This window comes from Alkalihalobacterium alkalinitrilicum, from assembly GCF_002019605.1.
In the GTDB taxonomy this organism is placed as follows: domain Bacteria; phylum Bacillota; class Bacilli; order Bacillales; family Bacillaceae_F; genus Alkalihalobacterium; species Alkalihalobacterium alkalinitrilicum.
Genome location: NZ_KV917368.1, coordinates 2,878,390 through 2,900,178 on the forward strand (window position 1 = coordinate 2,878,390; position 21,789 = coordinate 2,900,178).

Annotated in this window: 24 protein-coding genes; 7 read left to right on the forward strand and 17 right to left on the reverse strand. The window is 34.8% G+C overall.

The window, feature by feature from the left end; all coding sequences use genetic code 11:
- Positions 1–148: 148 nt before the first annotated feature.
- The 4 genes from BK574_RS13825 to BK574_RS13840 all read right to left on the reverse strand — a co-directional run bounded on the left by BK574_RS13825 (position 149) and on the right by BK574_RS13840 (position 5,128).
- The gene (locus BK574_RS13825; protein ID WP_078429008.1) at positions 149–1,369 is read right to left on the reverse strand and encodes an ABC transporter permease; all 1,221 of its coding nucleotides are present in this window, start codon (positions 1,367–1,369) and stop codon (positions 149–151) included.
- The gene (locus BK574_RS13830) at positions 1,366–2,109 is read right to left on the reverse strand and encodes an ABC transporter ATP-binding protein (protein ID WP_078429009.1); all 744 of its coding nucleotides are present in this window, start codon (positions 2,107–2,109) and stop codon (positions 1,366–1,368) included. The genes BK574_RS13825 and BK574_RS13830 overlap by 4 nt, the downstream gene beginning before the upstream one ends.
- Positions 2,110–2,317: 208 nt before the next feature.
- Positions 2,318–2,815 carry a PCYCGC domain-containing protein gene (locus tag BK574_RS13835; RefSeq protein WP_238458021.1) on the reverse strand — a complete coding sequence of 166 codons (498 nt, stop codon included), beginning with the start codon at positions 2,813–2,815 and terminating at the stop codon, positions 2,318–2,320.
- A 726-nt stretch (positions 2,816–3,541) separates the two neighbouring features.
- Positions 3,542–5,128, reverse strand: a complete 1,587-nt coding sequence (locus BK574_RS13840) for a long-chain-fatty-acid--CoA ligase (RefSeq protein WP_078429011.1) — start codon at positions 5,126–5,128, stop codon at positions 3,542–3,544.
- 265 nt (positions 5,129–5,393) lie between these two features.
- Here BK574_RS13840 and BK574_RS13845 point away from each other — a divergent pair, with 265 nt between their 5' ends.
- Positions 5,394–5,828: an HIT family protein gene (locus BK574_RS13845; RefSeq protein WP_078429012.1), complete on the forward strand. Its 435-nt coding sequence runs from the start codon at positions 5,394–5,396 to the stop codon at positions 5,826–5,828.
- Positions 5,829–6,047: 219 nt separating this feature from the next.
- Positions 6,048–7,130, forward strand: a complete 1,083-nt coding sequence (gene serC / locus BK574_RS13850) for a 3-phosphoserine/phosphohydroxythreonine transaminase (protein ID WP_078429013.1) — start codon at positions 6,048–6,050, stop codon at positions 7,128–7,130.
- Positions 7,131–7,177: 47 nt separating this feature from the next.
- Here serC and BK574_RS13855 read toward each other — a convergent pair whose 3' ends face one another.
- The gene (locus BK574_RS13855) at positions 7,178–7,375 is read right to left on the reverse strand and encodes a hypothetical protein (protein WP_078429014.1); all 198 of its coding nucleotides are present in this window, start codon (positions 7,373–7,375) and stop codon (positions 7,178–7,180) included.
- A gap of 629 nt (positions 7,376–8,004) precedes the next feature.
- On the opposite strand from BK574_RS13855, the gene BK574_RS13860 reads away from it, so the two are divergent.
- Entirely contained in the window at positions 8,005–8,577 is a 573-nt protein-coding gene (locus BK574_RS13860; protein ID WP_075387561.1) for an HTH-type transcriptional regulator Hpr, read from the forward strand.
- A 115-nt stretch (positions 8,578–8,692) separates the two neighbouring features.
- On the opposite strand, the gene BK574_RS13865 is transcribed toward BK574_RS13860, so the two are convergent.
- Entirely contained in the window at positions 8,693–9,058 is a 366-nt protein-coding gene (locus BK574_RS13865; RefSeq protein WP_142247968.1) for a DUF1878 family protein, read from the reverse strand.
- Between the two features lie 122 nt (positions 9,059–9,180).
- Between BK574_RS13865 and BK574_RS13870 the strand changes: the two genes are divergently transcribed.
- Entirely contained in the window at positions 9,181–9,723 is a 543-nt protein-coding gene (locus tag BK574_RS13870) for a DUF3267 domain-containing protein (protein ID WP_075387560.1), read from the forward strand.
- Between the two features lie 57 nt (positions 9,724–9,780).
- On the opposite strand, the gene BK574_RS13875 is transcribed toward BK574_RS13870, so the two are convergent.
- Positions 9,781–10,368, reverse strand: a complete 588-nt coding sequence (locus BK574_RS13875; protein WP_158211660.1) for a YpmS family protein — start codon at positions 10,366–10,368, stop codon at positions 9,781–9,783.
- Between the two features lie 142 nt (positions 10,369–10,510).
- Here BK574_RS13875 and BK574_RS13880 point away from each other — a divergent pair, with 142 nt between their 5' ends.
- Positions 10,511–10,690 (forward strand): hypothetical protein, encoded by a 180-nt coding sequence (locus BK574_RS13880; protein WP_075387558.1) that lies wholly within the window; start codon positions 10,511–10,513, stop codon positions 10,688–10,690.
- A 127-nt stretch (positions 10,691–10,817) separates the two neighbouring features.
- Here the strand turns inward: BK574_RS13880 and BK574_RS13885 are convergent, their stop codons facing one another.
- Both BK574_RS13885 and BK574_RS13890 read right to left on the reverse strand, forming a co-directional pair.
- Positions 10,818–10,913 (reverse strand): YjcZ family sporulation protein, encoded by a 96-nt coding sequence (locus BK574_RS13885; RefSeq protein WP_075387557.1) that lies wholly within the window; start codon positions 10,911–10,913, stop codon positions 10,818–10,820.
- 119 nt (positions 10,914–11,032) lie between these two features.
- Complete coding sequence (locus tag BK574_RS13890; RefSeq protein WP_075387556.1) at positions 11,033–11,116, reverse strand: YjcZ family sporulation protein; 84 nt, start codon at positions 11,114–11,116, stop codon at positions 11,033–11,035.
- Positions 11,117–11,308: 192 nt separating this feature from the next.
- On the opposite strand from BK574_RS13890, the gene BK574_RS13895 reads away from it, so the two are divergent.
- Positions 11,309–12,115, forward strand: a complete 807-nt coding sequence (locus BK574_RS13895) for a peptidylprolyl isomerase (RefSeq protein WP_078429018.1) — start codon at positions 11,309–11,311, stop codon at positions 12,113–12,115.
- Positions 12,116–12,240: 125 nt separating this feature from the next.
- A complete protein-coding gene (locus tag BK574_RS13900; RefSeq protein WP_078429019.1) occupies positions 12,241–12,339 on the forward strand; it encodes a YjcZ family sporulation protein in 99 nt (32 codons plus the stop codon).
- Positions 12,340–12,383: 44 nt separating this feature from the next.
- On the opposite strand, the gene BK574_RS13905 is transcribed toward BK574_RS13900, so the two are convergent.
- The 8 genes from BK574_RS13905 to BK574_RS13940 all read right to left on the reverse strand — a co-directional run bounded on the left by BK574_RS13905 (position 12,384) and on the right by BK574_RS13940 (position 21,691).
- Complete coding sequence (locus BK574_RS13905; RefSeq protein ID WP_238457572.1) at positions 12,384–12,665, reverse strand: sporulation YhaL family protein; 282 nt, start codon at positions 12,663–12,665, stop codon at positions 12,384–12,386.
- Positions 12,666–12,844: 179 nt separating this feature from the next.
- Positions 12,845–13,804: a 3'-5' exoribonuclease YhaM gene (yhaM, locus tag BK574_RS13910; protein WP_078429020.1), complete on the reverse strand. Its 960-nt coding sequence runs from the start codon at positions 13,802–13,804 to the stop codon at positions 12,845–12,847.
- Between the two features lie 90 nt (positions 13,805–13,894).
- The gene (locus BK574_RS13915; RefSeq protein WP_078429021.1) at positions 13,895–15,277 is read right to left on the reverse strand and encodes a sensor histidine kinase; all 1,383 of its coding nucleotides are present in this window, start codon (positions 15,275–15,277) and stop codon (positions 13,895–13,897) included.
- On the reverse strand, positions 15,274–15,954 hold the full coding sequence (locus BK574_RS13920; RefSeq protein WP_075387552.1) for a response regulator transcription factor: 681 nt from the start codon (positions 15,952–15,954) through the stop codon (positions 15,274–15,276). Before BK574_RS13920 ends, BK574_RS13915 begins: the two co-directional genes overlap by 4 nt.
- Positions 15,955–16,121: 167 nt before the next feature.
- Positions 16,122–19,088, reverse strand: a complete 2,967-nt coding sequence (locus BK574_RS13925) for an ATP-binding protein (protein ID WP_158211661.1) — start codon at positions 19,086–19,088, stop codon at positions 16,122–16,124.
- The gene (locus BK574_RS13930) at positions 19,085–20,329 is read right to left on the reverse strand and encodes a metallophosphoesterase family protein (protein WP_078429023.1); all 1,245 of its coding nucleotides are present in this window, start codon (positions 20,327–20,329) and stop codon (positions 19,085–19,087) included. Before BK574_RS13930 ends, BK574_RS13925 begins: the two co-directional genes overlap by 4 nt.
- Positions 20,330–20,629: 300 nt before the next feature.
- Entirely contained in the window at positions 20,630–21,376 is a 747-nt protein-coding gene (gene yidC, locus BK574_RS13935) for a membrane protein insertase YidC (protein WP_075387615.1), read from the reverse strand.
- Positions 21,377–21,415: 39 nt separating this feature from the next.
- The gene (locus BK574_RS13940; protein WP_075387549.1) at positions 21,416–21,691 is read right to left on the reverse strand and encodes a hypothetical protein; all 276 of its coding nucleotides are present in this window, start codon (positions 21,689–21,691) and stop codon (positions 21,416–21,418) included.
- Positions 21,692–21,789 lie beyond the last annotated feature (98 nt).

Below are 21,789 nucleotides of genomic sequence, written 5' to 3' on the forward strand. Positions count from 1 at the left end.
TTACACAGAAGTTGCCACAGAACGTGGCGCATTTAGTCTGTGATCATTTAGTTGTTACTGGCAGTTCCCCCCCACTTATCCTTCTTTAATTCCTCGAAGTCTTGAAGTGGGGATACTACTGCCAGTTGTTGCGGGATAAAGTGCAACTTCACCTTACACTCAATTTTCTATGCATCCAATGAAAACTATATGCATAAGCAAAAGCAATACCTATAGGTAAAAGGATAATCGTTGCAAGAATTTCTTCTGAAAATACAGCTAAAATTATAAAAAGGATAGTTGCTTTCACTGATAGAAGAATAAATATAAGATTTTGAAAAGATTGTTGGCGATCTTTTGAGTTTATTGGGTATAAGTCAACCCATATTGCTTTATAAAAATGTTTCCAAAGTGTTGATAACTGAAGGCCTGACATATAAATAAATACGAAAAATAAAAGATAACGTACTATCCCTTCAGGTAAAACTAAAAGGACAATCGCTCCAACAACAATTAAACGAATATATATGCCAAAATAATCATTCGCTCGAAAAAATGCTCTCGCATATAAGTAGTCAAATGTGTGTTTCTGCTGAAACGAAATACGAGAGAGAAGTAAGTTAGCCCACCTTCTCTTTTTCACAGAACTTTTTAACTTTGGTACATCTGTAAACATGTTGGCGATACGATAAAAATGAGTTAACATTTTATTTTCTAACGATAATAAATGCTCCCATTTTATACTATGTTTTGATTGCAGCTTTCGATAATAAATCAAATACACACCTATCATAATTACGACAATAGCTAGCCAAAAAACTACACCTTCATTGATGAATAAAAAGAAAGCAAAAGTTCCGTTAATAATAGCACGCATAAGAATGTGAAACGCTCTTTCTCGTGGTGAAGCTAAACGCTGTTCCTCAAAATTACATAACAAATTCCAGGCTTTTGCTCCAAACAATAATAGTAATACTAAGAGAAAAAATGAAAAAGAACTGTTGACTCGCTCTGCAAATAAGGGCGCTAACAAAAATATGATAAGTACCATCGTAAATCCTTGAATAATAACAGAATAGACGATGGAGGAGCGGAAATACGATCGCATCTGCCCTTCTATCGGTAATAGAAAGACTAAATCTCCTTCTTTAACAAAAGTTCGTACCGCCCCTCTTGTTAATAAAACCATACTCACAATGATAAAAAATAATACTGCTGGGAATGTTTTAGGCAACCAGTCTAAAAAATGCTGATAATAATAACTGCCTACTACAATTAATAAGTAGATAGTAAACAGAAATCCACTATTCCCAATAAGACGCAAATAACGTAACGCCAATTCCCAATAACTTTTTAAACGACTGCTCCATAATTGTTGTACATCTTTCATTGTCTTTTATCCTTGGTAACCTCGATATATATATCGTCAAGGCTTCCATTCGGCATGTTTAACTTATTTCTTAACTCCTGCAATGTACCATATAATATGACTCGCCCTCGGTGCAATACGATAAAGCGGTCACAGTATTTCTCCGCGGTAGCTAATATATGTGTCGACATGAGTACACTGGCTCCATTTTCTCTCATTTCAACGAGTAAATCTAAAAATGAATTTATTCCAACAGGGTCCAACCCTACAATCGGCTCGTCTACAATATAAACACTCGGATTGACTAGAAAGGCACACATGATCATCACTTTTTGTTTCATTCCCTTAGAAAAATGTGAAGGGTACCAACGTTTCATTTTATCCATCTTAAATTCTTTAAGTAGTATTTCTCCTCTTGTTTGCAAGGTCTTTTCGTCAACACTATAAGCCATTGCTGCCAGTTCTAGATGCTCCCAAAGAGTAAGTTCTTCATAAAGAATAGGGACTTCTGGTATGTATGCTAGTGAAGCTCGATATTCATTTGGTTTTTCAATAAAGGATTGTCCTTCGATGGTTACCTTTCCGCTGATCGGTTCCATCAAACCTAAAATATGTTTAATCGTCGTACTTTTCCCTGCCCCATTTAAACCAATTAACCCAGCAATTTCTCCAGGGGAAACAGTGAAATTAACGTCATGTAGAACAGGCTTACTTGCGTGATAACCACCAGTTAAGTTACTAACTTCCAATATTTTTCCCACGTCGTTTAATCCCTTCCTTATTTATCCTATTCCCATATTGTAACAGAAAATGAGCCTGAAACGATAATATACTAAGAGGCTGTCTCTATAGTAAAGTGTCGATCCCTATACCGATATATAGTTGCTTTAAAAAATAAATGCACTATAAAATCGATTATACGGAAGGTTAATAACACTTTAAAGAGACAGCCTCTTTACATGAATTAGTTTAAGATACAGGCATCGGTGTATTCGTTGGCTCTGGGAAGCCATCTTTATACATTTCATCAATTATATTTCTAATCTCTAATGGGGAAGCACCTTCATCATAGAACTTCATTGAATAATACGCAATTTCCAAACATACCCCACATTTTGCCCCGTGGTCATCCCATTGAACATTTCCATTCTCAAAATGTTCATGAACAAAACAATCGTAAGTATGTCGATGAGCAACATAATCAGAACATCCACAGTAACAAGGTATATGTTCTAGCAAGTCTTGATAATGTGGTACTCGTTCATAAATATCCATTATATTTGTATGGTAGTGTTCTAAGAAAGTAGGAAGTTCATCAATGGACTCCGTCGTTTCTCGTATATCACCTTTAAATTCTTCAATGTGTCCTGAAGAATGGGCTGAATGCCCAGTAGCTTGTTCTTGTGAACACCCAACTAACAAAACTGCTACTAGTAGAAAAACTATAGTAAATATATTTCTTTTCACCTCTACCACTCCAATCTCCTGCTGATAAGTCAAATATACCATATAGAGCCTTGAAGCGATTTGACGAAAATGAAAACAAGTTCTAGCAAAATAAAACAAGAAAGATAGGAAAGCAGAGTAAGGTAATTTTACCCAGAAATTATTGATATGATTCACTACTTTTCATGTGACCATTTGAATTCTTCTCGAGTGTAAATTATTTCGTGTAAATGGATATTGCACTAATTAACCCAAAGGATTTACACGGAGAGGCGGGGAGGATAAAACCTTCATAGTTCCCGTTCCCTTGCTTCCACCGTTGTTTCGGGCACTATGAACCCTCTATAGTTCCCAATCTCTTGCTTCCATCGTTGTTTCGGGCACTATGAACCCTCTATAGTTCCCAGTCTCTTGCTTCCATCGTTGTTTCGGGCACTATGAACCCTCTATAGTTCCCGTTCCCTTGCCTCCAACCGTTGTTTCGGGCACTATGAACCCTTTATAGTTCCCATTCCCTTGCCTCCAACCGTTGTTTCGGGCACTATGAACCCTCTATAATTACCAGCTCTTTCACTCAACCGTTGTTTCGGGCACTATGAATGCACTACGGTACTATTTTCATTATTCAGCAGATGCTTTGGGCACTTTTAAATCCTCCTAAGGATTTTACCCTAATTAATACCTTAAACTTTTGAAACGATGTAAAAAAAAGCTGACACATGAAAATGTGTCAGCCCATAATTGCCTTTAGTTTACTAGGCGGGTACGTTCGCCCCAGAACTCTTTACGAATTTGAACTTTTTGAATTTTACCCGATGCAGTCTTTGGTAAGGCTTCTGTAAACGTAATTCCTTTTGGCGCTTTAAAGTTTGCAAGTTTCGTACGTGAAAAAGCGATTAATTCTTCTTCTGTAAGCGATTGTCCTTCACGAAGAACAACGACACCATGTGGAACCTCTCCCCATTTTTCATGAGGAACAGCAATTACAGCAGCTTCAAGTACCGCTGGATGATCATATAGAACACCTTCGACTTCAATAGAAGAAATATTTTCTCCCCCACTAATAATGACATCTTTTTTGCGGTCACAAATTTCAATATAGCCATTTTCATCAACCGTAGCCATATCACCTGTGTGAAGCCAGCCATTACGGATCGTTTCCGCTGTCGCTTCAGGATTTTTCAAATACCCTTCCATAACCCCATTAGTTCTTGTGACAATTTCGCCGATCGCAACACCATCATGCGGGATTTCTTCGCCATTCTCATCTACTACTTTAACTTGAGTACCAATCATTGAATAACCAGTTTTTGCTTTTAATCGGTATTGTTGATCTTTTGATAAATCACTTAGATGTGAGCGAATGCGTGAAACCGTAATGAGCGGTGAAGTTTCAGTCATCCCGTAAACCTGTAAAAATTCCCACCCAAGATCTTCCTCTACACGTCTAACGAAAGCTGGTGGTGGAGCTGAACCTGCAATCACAACACGAACATCTTGTTCAATTGTTGGTTTCGATTGATAGTATTCTTCTAAGATCATATTCAATACTGTTGGTGCCATGTGCATAACAGAGATGTTGTATTTCTGAACTTTTTCTAGGATTACTTTTGCATCTACTTTACGAAGCATTACTTGAGTTGCTCCATTTGCTGTATAATAGAAAGGAGAACCCCATCCATTTACATGGAACATTGGTAAAATATGAAGTAATTTATCTTCGTCAGTTACTTTTAAATGATGCTGTACGCTAAGAGCATGTAAATAATTTGCGCGATGTGTTTGTAATACTCCTTTAGGATTTCCAGTCGTTCCACTCGTATATAACAAACTAGCAATATCTGTTTCTTCTAATTCTACTCGATCAAAAGCTGTTGTCGGGTATTGGTTTAACCACTCGTCATAACCTTCACCATTTTCAAATGCCTGACTCGCCCCATGAATAATAACTTTTTTTACCGTTTCCAACTCATTAAGAAATGGTTCTACAAGTGGAAAAAGCTCTTCGTCAACAAATAAAACTTGACTCTCACTATGGTTTAATATAAACACATAGTCTTCCGGCTTAAGTCGAGTGTTTAATGGAGTCATTACCCCTCCAACTTGGTAAACTCCATAAAAACCTTCTAGCATTTCAATAGTGTTAGGTGCTAAGTATGCTACTTTATCACCTTTATTGATATTAAGCGCTTTCAGACCATGTGAAAGTTGGTTAACTCTATCATTTAATTGATTGTACGTTAATTCCCTTGTGTCATCAATAATTGCAAGTTTCTCTCCATAAAGACTAACAGCTCTGTCTAAAAATTGTGTTAAAACTAAAGGTACATGCATATTAATTCCTCCCCCTTGTTATCTTCTCCACACTAATTTTTTTGTATTTTTATAATCTTTAAAACAATTATAACAAACCGCTCAGTCTGTGTCTATATTCTGTATTGTTAATTCTCTTATTTTTCATACTGTTTTACAACAGAGAACTTCACTTTGTTTACTTACTTTTGATTTCCTCCCTTTTTTCAACGTAGTTGCATCCTAAACTATAAAAAGTTATCCTTAATCTATAGTAAAATATACCAATAGAAAGTGGGGATAATCGATGACCAATTTTGATCCAAACTGTATTTTCTGTAAAATTGTACAGGGAGACATTCCCGCCGCAAAAGTTTATGAAGACGAACATGTTTTAGCTTTTATGGACATTAGTCAAGTTACAAAAGGCCACACACTAGTTATTCCTAAAGTTCATCAGGAGAATATTTTTGAATTAGATGAAGAAGTTGCTTCACATCTATTTTCAGTCGTTCCAAAGATCGCAAACGCTATTAAACAACAGTTTAAACCCCTAGGACTTAATATCGTCAATAATAATGGAGAAGCTGCTGGACAAACTGTCTTCCATTACCATATTCACCTCATCCCAAGATACGGTGAAGGGGATGGTTTTGGAGCAGTATGGAAAAACAATAGCAGTCAATATACTTTTGAGGAACTACAAAAAATGGCCACTACTATTTCATCTGAAATTAAATAAGAAACAGAGGCTGAATTGCAAACTTCAGCCTCTTTTCTTATTACGAAAGAATGTTTATAAGTATTATTATTGATCAAAATGTTCTATAAACTAGCCATATTTTCAATAGATGCAAATTTATAAATAATTGAAAAATAATAATAGAATCCCACTCCTTCTCATGATAGTATAGGAGTATTATAAACATTAATGTTTTAAAGAGATAAAGGAGTGAAAGACTTGGAGAGAGCATACAATTTTAATGCAGGACCTTCTGCATTACCATTAGAAGTTTTAAAGAGAGCACAAGAAGAACTTGTAAATTTTAAAGAAACAGGTATGTCTGTTATGGAATTGAGTCATCGAAGTAAAGAATATGAAGAAGTTCATGAACGAGCTCAATCCATGTTAAAAGAGCTATTACAAATTCCAAACGATTATGAAATCCTCTTCCTTCAAGGTGGTGCTAGTCTTCAATTTGCACAAATTCCAATGAATTTTTTAAAGGAAGGTAAAATCGGTAATTACGTACTAACGGGCTCATGGTCAGAAAAAGCATTAAAAGAAGCAAAATTAATTGGAGAAACGTTTATTGGAGCTTCGACAAAAGAACAAGGGTATTGTTCAATACCAAATGTTGAAGACATTGCCATTAATAAGGATGATGCTTACCTCCATATCACATCGAATAATACGATATATGGTACACAGTGGCATAAGTACCCTGTTTTTGAAAATACTTCGTTAATTGCTGATATGTCGAGTGACATTTTATGTCGACCTATTCAAGTAAATGATTTTTCATTGATTTATGCTGGAGCACAAAAAAACTTAGGGCCTTCTGGTGTAACAATTGTTATTGTAAAAAAAGAATTACTTGAAAATTCAAAACAAGATATACCAACTATCTTACGGTACTCTACTCATTCAGATGCTAATTCACTCTATAATACTCCTCCTACTTTTGCTATTTACATGTTATCAAAAGTTTTAGAGTGGGTAATAGAACAAGGTGGAATTACTGCTGTAGAAACGAGAAATGTTGAGAAAGCTAAGTTAATCTATGATGCCATCGATGAAAGCAACGGGTTTTACCGCGGCCATGCGGAAAAAGACAGTCGCTCCCTTATGAATATTACTTTTAACCTTCAAAGCGACGAATTAAATAAGAAGTTTTTAGCGGAGGCAAAAGCAGCTGGTTTTGTAGGTCTTAACGGACACCGTTCTGTAGGTGGTTGTAGAGCTTCAACTTATAATTCTGTTCCCGTTGAAGCTTGTGAGGCACTACGCCAATTCATGATAACTTTCAAAAAAAATCAATAACAATCAATAAAAGCACCTTCCAAAAGTGGAGGTGCTTTGTTAAAAATTTAATAATAAATAATCATTAACCATATGGCAACCCCAAAAAGGAAGACCGATGAGACACCCATCTTTAATCCATATCGTCTCCACTTTTTCCTTTCATCGTTATCTTGGGCTCGCTCAACGGTTCTTAACAAAGTGTAGCCCGTACTAAAAAGTAACAGTACCGCACATGCAAAGAAAGCAAAAATTAATCCACTCATTGTAAGCCTCCTTTAAAGTTATCAATTAGGCTTTTAATGTAAGTAAAAAAATTTTGTATTTTAACTATTATATGTCGGCAAATTGCATAGTTTACTAATTTTTTTATCGAATGATGGGGGAATAAAAAATGAAGATCAAGTCGTTTTTATGTGGAATTATTACTGGTGGTGCCATTGCAGGTATCACAACACTTTTAGTAACACCTAGATCTGGCCAAGAGGTTCAAGCTTAACTTATCGACTCAGTTAATAAAATTAAACAAAATGTCAATGAAACGAAAGAACAAAGTATTTCACTTAAAAATCAGTTTTCTGAAACAGCAAGAATAAGTAAGGAAGCCATCGAAATTGTTTCTAAAGAAGTGAAGGATTCAGTCGAAGATTGGAGACATGAAGTCGAACCTGCTTTAAAACAACTTCAAAAAGAAATTGATAACTTACAAGAAACCATTGAAAAAGGACAACGACCGTAACTATTTCGCAAAAAGTTAATCGTCTGATTGAATAATCATTCATAAAAATATCGAATTTTTTGAAAAAATATAAAATTTCTCTTTATTAATATACAATTTATTGTCATAATATAAAGAAAATATAGTAAAAAAATTTTTTAGTAATGGGGGAGAACAATGGACCATAACGTACCTTACTCTATTAAGCAGTCGATAATGTTCAGCCACAAGGTTGCTCAGCTAAGTAAGGCTTTGTGGAAGTCTGTTGAAAAAGATTGGCAGTCATGGATTAAACCGTTCGATTTAAACATTAACGAACATCATATCTTATGGATTGCCTATCACTTAGAGGGGGCTTCAATCTCTGATATAGCGAAATTTGGAGTGATGCATGTTTCAACAGCCTTCAACTTTTCCAAAAAGCTTGAGGAACGGGGTTTATTAACATTCTCGAAAAAAGAAAATGATAAAAGAAATACGTATGTGTATTTAACACCAGCAGGGGAAGAACTTTTACTGAAGACGTTAGAATGCTATAACCCAGGAACTTACAGTATTTATGGTGGCGCACTACCTATCAAAGATTTGTATGGTAAATTTCCTGAGTTTTCTGAGATCATGAGTATCGTTCGCCATATATATGGTCCTGATTTTATGGATATTTTCGAAAAAACTCTTGATAAGTTTGAACATGAGTTTACAGATGAAGATGGAGTATTGAAGCCTCAGCAACCTGCGGAAACTAGATAAAGTGAAGCTTCCATCAGTGAGGGTTTTCTTCTACCCCCACTTCAAGACTTTGAGCAATTAAAGAAATCTTGAAGTGAGGGTATTACTGCCAGTTGTTGTGGGGGGGAATGAAGTCCTAAGTACTTTTTGACTCCTTTTCAATCCTGTTTATGGCTCTTAGCAAAACTTCTACTAATTCTGTATACAAGTCTTGTGCTTTTAAAGATTTTAATGTTTCATCTAGTGGTAATTTTTCTGGAAGCATTCCAACAAAATGTACGAGTAGCGGTGTATGATGGACAAAACCCAGTTCACACTGCTCCTCGTATTCTTTTTGCAGTTCTTGACATAATAACAGTACTTGCTCAACTTCGAGTTCTGATAAGTCATTTTCAAGTGCTAATGCATAGAACGGATAAGCCTCTCTATCGACCATTTTTAATAACAACCTATGTTGAAATTGCAACCTTTTTAAATACTCCTCATCATACACCTTCACCACCTACTCCCTCACCTTCCCAATTGTCAATAAAGAAAGAATATTTAATATTTTTGTCATACCTATTGATTTTCTAGCAAAATCGTCGTAAATTATTCAAATAGATTAAGGAGGTGCAATTCACCTTGTTTTGCTGGAAATCTGTTAATATTACTCGTGAATTTGGTAACACTCGATTAAAAATCGTATCCATTACTTCTGCTATTTTATTTTTTCTTATTTATTATTTGTTTTTAAGTTCATTTATTGACGTCACTAACGTTAATCAATACGGGGTGCTCTCATTTATCATTGGACTATTTTTAGTTCCTCTGATACATAAGCTGTTACATTGTGTACCGATTTGGCTTTGTGGTAAAAAGGCTAAATTAACTATAAAAAAGAGAAAGTTCATGCCGATTTTATTTTGCTTCATTCCTAATACTATTTCAAAAAGACTTTGTATTACAGCATCTTTATTTCCTTTAATCATGATCACGACGATCACAACGATTGGTTCGATTGTATCACCAGAACATCTTCCTTATTTTGTTATTTATTCGGCAATTAACTTTGGACTAAGTATTTATGATATTATTTATGTAAATTACTTAATCAGAGCTCCCAAATCATCTTTTATTGAAGACCACTATGATGAGTTTCACATATTACTGAACAGAGCAAGCTAAGTTGTTTGAGGCTGACTCGTAAGATTGTTTACATCCTTTATTGAGTCAGCCTATAGTTTAGTGTACTTTCATTCGTAGTTCAATCTCATTATTAAGTAAATCAAATCGTTCAAAGTAGAATGAAAGATTTTCATCTTCTATAATCTCTGACATAATGACATGTACAATTTGTTCGGCAGAATATACATTTACATACGGTGGAAAAGAAAGATAATCATTTAACAATTGAAGTACGATATGCTGTGGCAATTGAAATTGTCCCATCGATATTGTCGAAATGTGTAACAATAAATCCCCGTTAGGAGCAACTTCAGGAACCATGTTCACTTGAACTCCCATATTCGTAGATAGTACCGGAATCGTAGTTTCAAATTCAATTTGTTCATCTGTTAACACAACACCGTAATTAACAACTTGGTTTGGATTTTCATTAAGCTTTAGCGCGAGAAGTTGATTTAATTCATCCCTTGTTGTTTTAATTGTAAAATGAGCTTCAGGTTTGAAATCATCAATCAATAAGCTTTCTTCGTTATCTCTTGGTTGAAATAATGTGAAGAGTGAAATTAGAGCAGTAATAATAATAATACCATTAATACTTGCCAAAACAAAAAAACTTACTTTCCAATTAATTACTTTTTTCTTCAAACTACACCACCCTACCTTCGTGGAACTATAGAACTTCAAGCTAACAACTATCTTTTTCACTCATCTTTTGTTAAAGTAATTTTATAAGAATATGCTATCTTACGTCTATCTTATTTTTACTAAATATATTGGAGGCTCATTCATGCTTTTTATATTTGCTATATTTGCCTTATTTATCCTTTTTATTTTTAATTCTATGACGAATGCTTTATGTATGCAAAAAGAAATTCCCGAAGAAAGACAACCTATTGTCTTTCGTACGATAAATGTATTAATTACCATTTTATTAACATCAACATATGTAAAGATACTGTTTACCTAAATAGAAAAGTGATAGGCGTTTGCTTAGCCCCGATCAGTAAATGTTCTGGAAGAGAAAGCCGCCTGAAACAAAAGAATAGAAAGTGAAAAGGATGAGGCTGGTCGCCTCATCCTTTTTTGTTTACTTATTAGTAACCGCCGTATCCCCAGCTAGCTCCGATGATTACTAACAAGATGAATAAAACAACAAGTAACGCAAATCCACCAGTGTGTCCGTGTGACATAATACATCCTCCTTTAAATGATTTTAGGATTTAAATAGGCTTTCTTATTCAACTAAAGATGCACCTGTTGATCCAATTAACTAGAAGTTAATGACTGAGGGTTGTTAACGGCATTCTTCTTAGTACCAAGATGCACCAACGATGATTAATAAGATGAACAACACCACAATTAACGCGAAGCCACCGTAATATGCGTGAGACATCTATAACACCTCCTCATTGCTTCGTTACCTTATCCTATGCATAAATCGTCTGAATGTACTGGGCAAATGCCCCAATTGTGTTAAACGATGAAGGCGACCTAATCATTTTTTCATTTCAATAAAGTTTATGTTATAGTAGAGAATGTGCATGAAAATGGTGAAAACTTATTCGGTTGAGGAGTGGACAGGTATATGAAAAAAAGCATTATCGCGCTTAGTTTAACTGGTGCGTTATTATTAGGAGCTTGTGCTAATAACGATACACAAGGTGGAGCGATCGTTGAAGGAACAAATGTTACAGTAACGGAGGAAGAATTCCTTCAAGAATTAAAAGCTAGACATGGTGATGATTTATTAAAAGAAATGGTTGAAAGACAAATTTTGAATCATGTTATTACCGCTGCAGACATTGATTCAGCTAAAGTGGAAGAAGAAGTAAATACCTTTAAGGCAGAATTCGGAGTCGAAACAGATGAAGAATTACTTCAAATCCTTCAAATGCAATTTGGATTACCTGTTGAATCTATTGAGGAATTTAAAGATCAATATATAATCTCGAATCTTGCCATTCAAAGTTTAATGACACAAGATATCGATGAAGCTGATATGGAAAATATCGATGAATCCCAAATTGAAGTCGAGGCTAGTCATATTCTAGTTGAAGATGAGGAAACAGCTAACGAAGTTCTTGACAAAATTAATGCTGGTGAAGATTTTGAGGAACTTGCAACTGAATATTCAACTGATACAGGTTCGGCTCAAAGAGGTGGTCAACTGGGCTACTTTGGACAAGGAAGAATGGTTCCTGAATTTGAAGAAACTGCCTTCAACCTAGAAATTGGTGAAGTTAGTGATCTTGTTGAATCCGAATTCGGTTACCATATTATAAAAGTTACGAATAAGCGTGTCATTGTTAAATCGTATGAGGAAGTAATGGACGAGTTATACAATGAAGCAAGTATAAAAGTAAATGATCCACAATTTAAAGACCTATTTTAAATATCCTACAGGTGAAACGATTGTTTCACCTGTTTTTTTATTTCCACATTCGCCTAGAACAACTTCGAATATATTGCATAGGTTATTGTATAGATATTAAAAAAGTCAGTGAAAGGATGATATAAATGTCTAAAGTTCCAACTCCAAAGCCAGCATTTGGAGGGTTCACATTAATCGTTGTATTGTTCATTTTATTAGTGATTGTCGGTGCGACATACTGCTAATCGCTACAGATTAGAATAAAAAAGAGAGCCATAGGTGAAATCACTTATGGCTCTTCTCTCAATCTTTTTCTTTTTTCACGGTCTTCTTCGATGCGTTCCATAAACACTTGACCTTCTTTTTCAATAAATTCTTCATCAATTTTTTTATCTTCTACGGAATGTTTCATAAAATAATAGGCACTAACAAAAATTCCTAACACGACAAAATACATCCACCACGGGTCCACATTCAATAGCACAACTGAATTAAAGTCAAGTCCAGATACAAAGAAAAGTAAAAGACCGATACATAAGAGGACTATCATTTGTATTTGCTTATTTTTCATGTAAATCTCCCTTCCTAAAACAGTTCTTTCTACTAATCTATGCTTGTCTTTTTTTTGTATGTCTAATTTACTGTTTGGAAAAGAGATTTTATTTATGATATTTTTACCAGTCTTAAAGGAAGTAATACGACTATTTATATCTATATTTTGTTTTCTACCAGTTCATGTACAATAAAAAACTATATATCTAATGGTTTTTCATGAAATGAAGGCTTATAAAGGGAACGATTTTCAAGTGCTTGGATACGATCTGAAAATTCTCCTGGTTGAACTCGTTCAAGTGCTCGATCCATCATATTCATTTTTGCATCAATATTATCAATTTGGTGAAGAATTTCAGCTTCACGAATAAGTGGTGGTTTCGGACTACCCCATTCTCCTTTTCCATGATGACTAAGAACAAGGTGTTGTAGAACTAATACTTCTTCTCCTTCTATATTCAGCTCTTTAGCCGCTTCACCAATTTCATTGACCATGATTGAAATGTGTCCAAGAAGTTTACCTTCAATTGTATACACTGTATCTATCGGCCCAGAAAGTTCCCGAACTTTACCTAAATCATGAAGAATAATACCAGCATAGAGTAAATCTGTATCTATACTAGGGTAAAGCGTCGCAATCGATTTAGCTAAATCTAACATTGACACAACGTGATAGGCTAAACCAGAAACAAACTCATGATGATTTTTCGTTGCTGCAGGCGATTCAAGGAATGCTTCTTGATGTTTTTTTACCAGATGTCTTGTAATCCTTTGAATGTTTGCATTCGTCATTTCAAACACATATTGAGTCACTTTCTCTAGCATTTCCTCTGGTGACACTGGAGCAGATCTAATAAAGTCTGCAATTTTCACATTATCCATTGCCGTTGTAGGTCGGATACTATTTATCTTTAATTGGTTTCTCCCTCGAAACTCGGAAACTTCTCCAATGACATGAATAATTTCTTTACTAATAAATGTTGCTTCATCTTCAGGCGAGCAAGACCAAAGCTTGGCCTCAATCTCTCCAGTATTGTCACTTAATATTAACGTTAGAAATGGCTTCCCATTACTAGCCACTCCTTTTGTAGCTGTTTTAATTAGAAAGTAACTATCTAAAGAATCCCCTGTTCGATAGTGGACAATTCCTTTACCCATACTTCCACCACTTTCAACAATTTTATCTCCTCTAGTATATCACATTGTTCCTTTAAGTTAGATAACGATCATTCGTTAACCAGCTTTCTATTAGTCCTCTTTTTTTACTTTAATTTTTCTTTTCTTCGTATCTTCATATGGTAGTACAACAAAAAAGCAGACACCTGTCTCTTTATTTTCGACGCCAGGATAGCCACCATGCAGTTCAGCAATTCGCTTTACTATGGCTAAACCTAAACCAAACTGTCCTTTATTTCCTTTATGGAATGGCGTAAAAATATTAGGAACATCATTCGCTGGGATCTGTTCACCATCATTTTTAACGGTCAATTTAACAGATTGATCCAATTTTTCAGCTTTAATATATATTTTTTCGTTTGCATAACGCAGCGCATTCTCAATGAAATTTTCTAGCAACACTTGAATCTGTTCCTTATCTCCATTGAACTTAACATCGGCACCCGTAATAATAAAGGCTACATCTTCACGTTGAACACGAAATCGTTCTTCTAAGTGAAACGCAATTGCACCAAATATGATTTCTTCACGAATAGGATCTTCATCTTTTAATGCGTCTAGTTTCGTAAAATACAACATATCCTTTACGCGTCGTTCCATTCGATCCGCTTCTTCAAGAATGACGTTCATCGTACTTTCCATATTCTCTTTCGGCAAGATACCATCCTTGACGCTTTGAGCATAACTTTTTATAACCATAATTGGGGTCTTAAGTTCATGCGATGCATGTTGAATAAATGTCTTTTGTGCCCTGTCATAACGCATCAAGTTTTGTCTCATCCGTTCAAACTGATAGGACAACTTTTGAAAGTCTTTATCTCCATTCCAAATAAACGATTCCTGCCAGTTTCTTTTCGCTATTTGTTCAAAGTGATTACCTAGTACCGTTAAAGGCTGTCTTAAATAGTGATTTAAATAAATAGCAGGCAATAAACTTAGTGCACTCGTAAGTAACAAAATATACAGCAGTCTTTCCCATAACCGATTAACCATTCGATCACGGTACGTATCCCACATATAAGATATTTGGTACGCTTCCTCATTTGTCGTTTTTATTTTCGTAATAACATAAAATAAAGTTGCTCCGCCGTAAGTTAATTCGTATCGACCTCTTGTCGTTTCTTGTGCAAATGCGTTTTCTCCCATTTCTTGGAGTACTTCGTTCGGTACAGAATCTCCTCGACGAGTTCCATATTGATTAATGACAAATAAATGTCCAACCGATCGTTCTGCTTCCCGACGTTCAATAAAATCGACTTCCGATTGTGGTGGTGTGAAATACTCACTATACGGATTGGCAAATCGAGCTTGTTCTTGTTCAATAATTCGATACGTTTCATCAGTAAGTGTTCCTTTAATAGAAATGGGATAAATAATAATAATCGATAGACCTACCAAGACAATTATTGAGATAAATGAAAGCCAAATTCTCTGGGTTAAATTTACTCTAATCATGAGGATAAAACACGGTACCCATAACCATATAATGTTTCTAAATGAACACGAGGCATCTTTTTACGAACGCGTCTTACTACATCATCAACTGCGCGTTCAGATCCATAATAGTTCTCTCCCCATACATACTCAATAATTTCTTCACGTGAAAAGGCTTTTCCAACTTGACCTGTTAGAAGTAAAATTAGATCCATTTCTTTCGTCGTTAAATCTACTGGATCAGTTGGTCCATGCCTATCGATTACAGTTCTTCCAACGGGATCGATAAGATAATCATTTAACTCTATTTTCCGTTGTTCAACTTGACCTGTTCCATAAACTCGCGCTAATAATTTTTTTGTTCGAATAATTAATTCTTGTGGTAAAAATGGTTTTGCTAAATAATCATCACTACCCATTTCCAGGCCTAATACACGGTCTAAGTCTTGATCACGAGCCGAAATAAAAATAACAGGGGTGTCCCCATGCTCTTTAATAGCCTTTAAAACTTGATAACCATCCGTTCCAGGTAACATTATATCAAGTATCCATAAATGTGGCTTCTCTTCTATTGCTTGAACCGCATCATCTCCGTTGTTAAAGGTTTTTACAATCCAGCCTTCTTTCTCTAAATAAGCTTTTAATACTTGAGAAAGATTTTCTTCATCCTCTACTAAATGTACAATATATTGACTCATCCTCTAATCCCTCCTAGGATTTACAAGTTGTCCATTATTAAGCTAGCTTTGATATGAAAAAATCCCACTATTCTTAAGTAGGATTTCCTTGATACCTTTCTAACAGATGTATCACGATAATACATTGATATTTTATCAAATCTATTCTCTTTAATAAAGAAACATGACTACGACAATACCATCGTTGCCTCGAGGTCAAAAAGATCTTTGATCTGTTCGTGACAGGTGAAAAATAATACTTGATGCTTCTTTGCGACCTCTTTGATCACCCGAATTGCACTTACTTTCCTTCCATCATCAAAATTCACCATAATATCATCTAATATGATTGGCATTGGAGAAGGTGCTTGGTACGCTAACGCAAGTGCAAGTCGAAGTGATAAATACAATTGTTCACCTGTTCCTTGACTCAACTCATCTGGTGTAAAGCGCATACCGTCAGATCGCTCAACAATAAAAGAACTTTCCGATACAGGTGCAAATAAATTAACGTATTCTCGATTGGTCATTATTGAAAATAGTTCTTTCGCTTTTTGAATAACAACAGGCTGCCTTTCTGTTTCGTAGATTGATTTCGCTTTATTTAAAATCAAATGACTTATACGGAATGTTGCCCATTCCTTAGCAACTGATTGAAACTCTTCCTTCTTTATTTCATATGTCTGTCTTAATTGAGAATGGTTATTCCCTGTTTCTAGCTGTTCTATTTCTTGTTCAATCCGCCCAATTTGGTTTTCGAGCAATGACTGTTCTGCTTCTGCTTGCTTTAATTGCTTAGTTAATGTTTGAAGTTCTTCTTCAATGCTGACGCTAGCCTGATCTAAATAAATTTTTACCTGCTCTTTGGTTAATGGTTCTAGTGTAAATTGTGCTTGTTGAGAACGGAGGATTAACAACTCCTTTTCAAGTGTTTGCCTTTCAGTTGCTACATCTGCAAAATAGAAAAACTCTTCTTCGTCTTTGGCATGAGCTTTCAATATCCAATTCGATCGTTCCTCTTGCAAATATTGAATTTTTCTTTTTAGTGTCTCAACTTCCGATGCAACCATCTTTATGTTCTTTTGAACTTCATTGAACTGAATCTTCTTTTGTTGTTCTCTCTCGACTGTTTCTGTAATTTTATGAACAAGAACAGATAAACTTCCAATCTGATCAATTTTCAGCTTAGCCGCTAATTGCTGTCCAATCTCATTAATCAGTTCCATTCGTTCATGAATTTCTTCTCGTCTCTTTTTATAGTAATTTTTATTATTCATATTTTGCTTCACTTCAACTAAAACATCAAACAATTCTAGTTGATGTTCACAGCTTCCATAATGCACAAACTGGTGTTTATCACACCACAAAACTAATTGATTAACTATAAGTTGGATTTCATTTTCACATGTTTCAATTTCTCCTACTAATAAATTATATTCCCTTTCCTCTTGCGTCCACTGTTTATTCCATACTTCTAGCTGATGTTCTGTTGCCATATTCTCTTTGAGGTCTCGCTCTATCAAACCTATTTCTCTTTCAAGATCATCTGTTGTTTTTATCCCTTCTAGTTCTTTTTCATATTCTACTAGTTGCTGGTGGTGTTGCTTATTCTCTCTGCCTTTAGGTCTACCACTCACGTACATCATGATAATTGCAAATACAAACGTAAGTATGGAAGGAATCCACTGTTGTATATACAACAACCACCCACTAATTACGAGTAAAGCGATGGCTATAATTTTAAAAACTCTTGTGTTTCCATAATCGAGTGCGTCTTTTGACTGTCCATTGAGCCATTGGATTTTTTGTTCAAGTTCTTGTCTTCTAGACCGATCCGCTTTTGCCTGGTCGATTTGTTGTTGTAATTTCAGTTGATATTCACTAGATAAACATTCTGAAGTTATGTCTTTAAGCGTTTGTTTAGTTTGCTCTAGTTTTAATAATTTAGTTTTAAGCTCAATCTCTATTTGCTCTCTTTCATAGTCTGATTTTCTTTCTCTTTGAGTTAATTTTTTTAACTCTTCCTTTGCCGTTAAACTCGTTTGTGTTTGTAGGATTAAATCGTCATTCCACTCCTTACCTAACCTTCCTTTTTGGTCGATTATCAATTGCTCTAGTTTACGTAACTCCAGTTGTAAACTCGTTAATTCCTCTTTTAACCGTTCATATTCATATAACATTTCTTTTATTAATACAGCTTGCTCTTTTATTTTTCCAAAATCAGGTCTCAATGTCAGTTCCTTTAACTGTTTCTTTAGCTCTGTCATTTTGACCTCTAAATCATTAAACTGTTCTTTAAGGGCTCGTTCTTTAGTAATACTATCTTTTACTTGATCAATCCCATGCAATGGAAAATGGTTTACTGACGGAAGTTGCTCTAATTGAGAAAGAACGCTTTTCTCTTTTCTATATAAAGGGTCCATAAGTATTAGTTTTTCTTGAATTTTCAGTTTATCTTTTAGGCCTGTAACGGTGTTATTCACACCTTGTTGTTGCTTTCTTAAGTTTATTCGTTGCGATAACAACTCATCATATTGTTTTAGTTGTCCTTCCATTTCCTTTAACTCATATCGAGTGACCTCTAACTGTTGAAGTTTTTCATTAAGTATTGGTTTTTTCCCACTTGGCTTAAATAGATCCTGTTGCCCTTTTTCTATCTTTTTTTCAAGTTCATTTAATGATCCTTTTCCCCAAATACTTGCTCCATGTAAATAGCGGTTCAATTCATCTGTTTTCAGCTGCTCCATTTTTTGAAGGTCACTAGCGCTGAAGGAAAAAACACCTGTAAATAAACCTTTATCCATTCCTCCTAACAATTGATTTAATGCCTCTTCTCCCCCTATCGTTCCATCCTCATAATAAATAATTGCTTTTCCACCGTTTTTTCCTTTTTGTCTTTCAATTGTAATTTCACTTAAACCGTTTATGTCTATAATTATCTGCCCACCATACTTCGTTCCTTGCTTCGGTTCATAGTGTGCACCAGCTTGAGCTCTTGTTGGAAATCCAAATAGGATCGTAGTAATAAACGTTTTTATTGTTGACTTTCCTTTTTCATTCTCACCAAAAATAACTTGTAAATTTGAAGAGAGGAGGTCAATTTGAATATCGTAAAATTTTCCGAAACCATAAATATGTAGTTTTTTTATATTCAAGAACCCCACTCCTTTAACAATTCTTTTAAGATCAAATCTCTTCCGTCTTGAAGTAGTTTTTCATACTCATCATCATTCAATGGCTGTAAAAATTGCTTAGCTTTGCGATGTCCATATAATTCCTTTAAGACCTCTTTTATATCTTCTGGAGAACTTTCGGCCAAGTGTTCAGTCACTCTTGTAATATCACCTAAGAAGTCTTCCTGCTGTAATAATTGCTGTATATCCCATTTCTTTTTTGTGTTATTTTCATATGAACTAATCCAAACGAACGTATTATTATAACCTTGATCGCTATTAACGTGTTCAATCCACTCATCCATTTGGACTTTTTCTTCTAATACTTCTGCAGCTGGTCCTTCACCAGAAAAATTCAGATGTAACATGTAGCTACCGTTTTTCATTCGTATTTCGTCGATGCGTTGGTCACAATATGTAAAAAACTGTTCTGCTGATGTAATTTTATTAATAGAAAGTTCAATTGTTTCCCAAATTAACGGTGCTGTCTCAATAAATTCGGTAGAAACTTCTTTTGTATCATTTAATTCAACTAGCAAACACCCTTTTTTTCCTGTTTCTTTTCGATGTCTGCCTAGAATATTTCCAGAATAAAAAATGGTTGGTTTCAGTTTAGTCAACTTGTGAATATGTCCTAATGCCCAATAATCAAACTCTTTTTCTTCCAACTCCGACCAATGAAACGGTGCATATGGATTGTGACCTGTAATGTTCTGTTCTTGGCCATGAAGCAATCCAATATGATAGTCTGCTCCATCGACTTTTTTATAATGATCGATTTTTCGTTCTAATACTTCTCTTTCCTGATAACTAAATCCGTATAAATGAACTGAAGTTCCGTTACGATTCACCCATCGCTTACACTCCAATTCATTTGAAAAAACGTGGACGTTTTTCGGCCAAGTAATAGTCACCCAATCCCCACTAAGGTGATCATGATTCCCGTGAATGATAAACACAGGGATATCTCGTTGATCAAGTCGAGCAAATTCTTTTCGTAAAAAAAGTTGAGCTTTGAGACTTCGGTTTTCATTATCATACAAATCCCCAGAAATAATAATAAAATCAACGTTATGTTCCAAAGCTATATCAATCATTTTTCGAAATGAGTTGAAAGAACTTTCATGTATTTGTTTTAATAACGACTCAGGCAAATGAGCCAAGCCTTTAAATGGACTATCTAGATGTAAATCTGCAGTATGAATAAAAAGCAAGGGTTTCATCCTCTCACCACCTATTACAAATAATGGTTAACATATTAATTATAACAAAAAGTGAACATGTGTTCTATCCATTATTATAAAAGATATACTATTAATATGAAATGACGATCAATTTTTAATATTTCTCCAATAAAAACACCCCAATTTTTAAATGATGTCTAACAATTGGAGTGCATGTATTGTTTATTATTCAAAGTGACGTTCTCCCTCTCATTAACCTTTTCATCGAATTCAGTTATTGGGAGAACGTTTACAAAACAAAAGAGGATGACGTTTTCATGTCACCCTCTTTCATTTACTTTATGCTTTTAATTCGATTGACTTTTCTTTTCCGTATATAAAATAACTTTGTACAATCATAAAGACATTACCAACAACCCAATATAACGATAAAGCTGATGGCATAGCAATTGCAGCCATTAAAATCATGGCAGGCATTATATAAATTGTGACTTGCATATTCTCTGGCAAATTACGCATCGTTAATTTACCTTGTATCCAAGTAGTAAGGGCCGCAACAATCGGTAAGATATAAAGCGGGTCTGGACTACCAAGGTTAAACCATAAAAATGTATGTTTTGAAATTTCTTCTGTTCTCATGATGGCAAAGTAAAAGGCCATCAATACTGGCATTTGGATAAAGAGTGGCAAACATCCTGCCATAGGATTAACACCGTATTTCTTATAAACACTTAACATTTCCTTTTGAAACTTTTGTTGTTCTTTTGGATCCTTCATATTATAGCTACTTTTCAATGCGTCCATTTCAGGTTTAATGACTTGCATCGCTTTACTACTTCGACTTTGTTTTATCGTTAATGGTAAAATACTTAACCGAATAAAGAGTGTAACAAAAATAATGGATAGTCCGAAACTGCCATTAAATAAAGTCGCAACAAAGGTAATTAACCACGATAATGGATACACGAAATAATGATTCCATATTCCTGTAGATTCAACTGTGATTGGTTGCGTTGTCTGTGCTCCACAACTAGAAAGTAGCAACGCACACCCAATTACTAACAGGATGATACTATATTTATACATGATTGTTTTCAATGAACACCCTCCTTATTATTGAACGTATTAGATCAATAATAAGAAAGAGGCTGCCTCATCATCGCACTTTGAATTCCTATCACGAAAGTTCGGTATGTTTCTCTTAATAAAAATAAATGATTGGACGATGAGAAATGGTGAAAAAAAGTTGATCTTGTTTACATCTGGATCATGTTCGTTACCATAATACTTTTGCTGAAACTGCAAATACACTATTTTTTTCGATAATGCTGCTGTTATATAAACCATCGAAAGTCCAAGTAATAACCAAAGAATTGGTATATCAAACGTTATTTCAAACACTCCCATCGCCTCCTTTCACTCTAGTTATATTGTAAAATTATAGCACTTAATGATTTAACTTCAAAATTGTAAGTTGTAATTTAAATGGCTAAACAAAC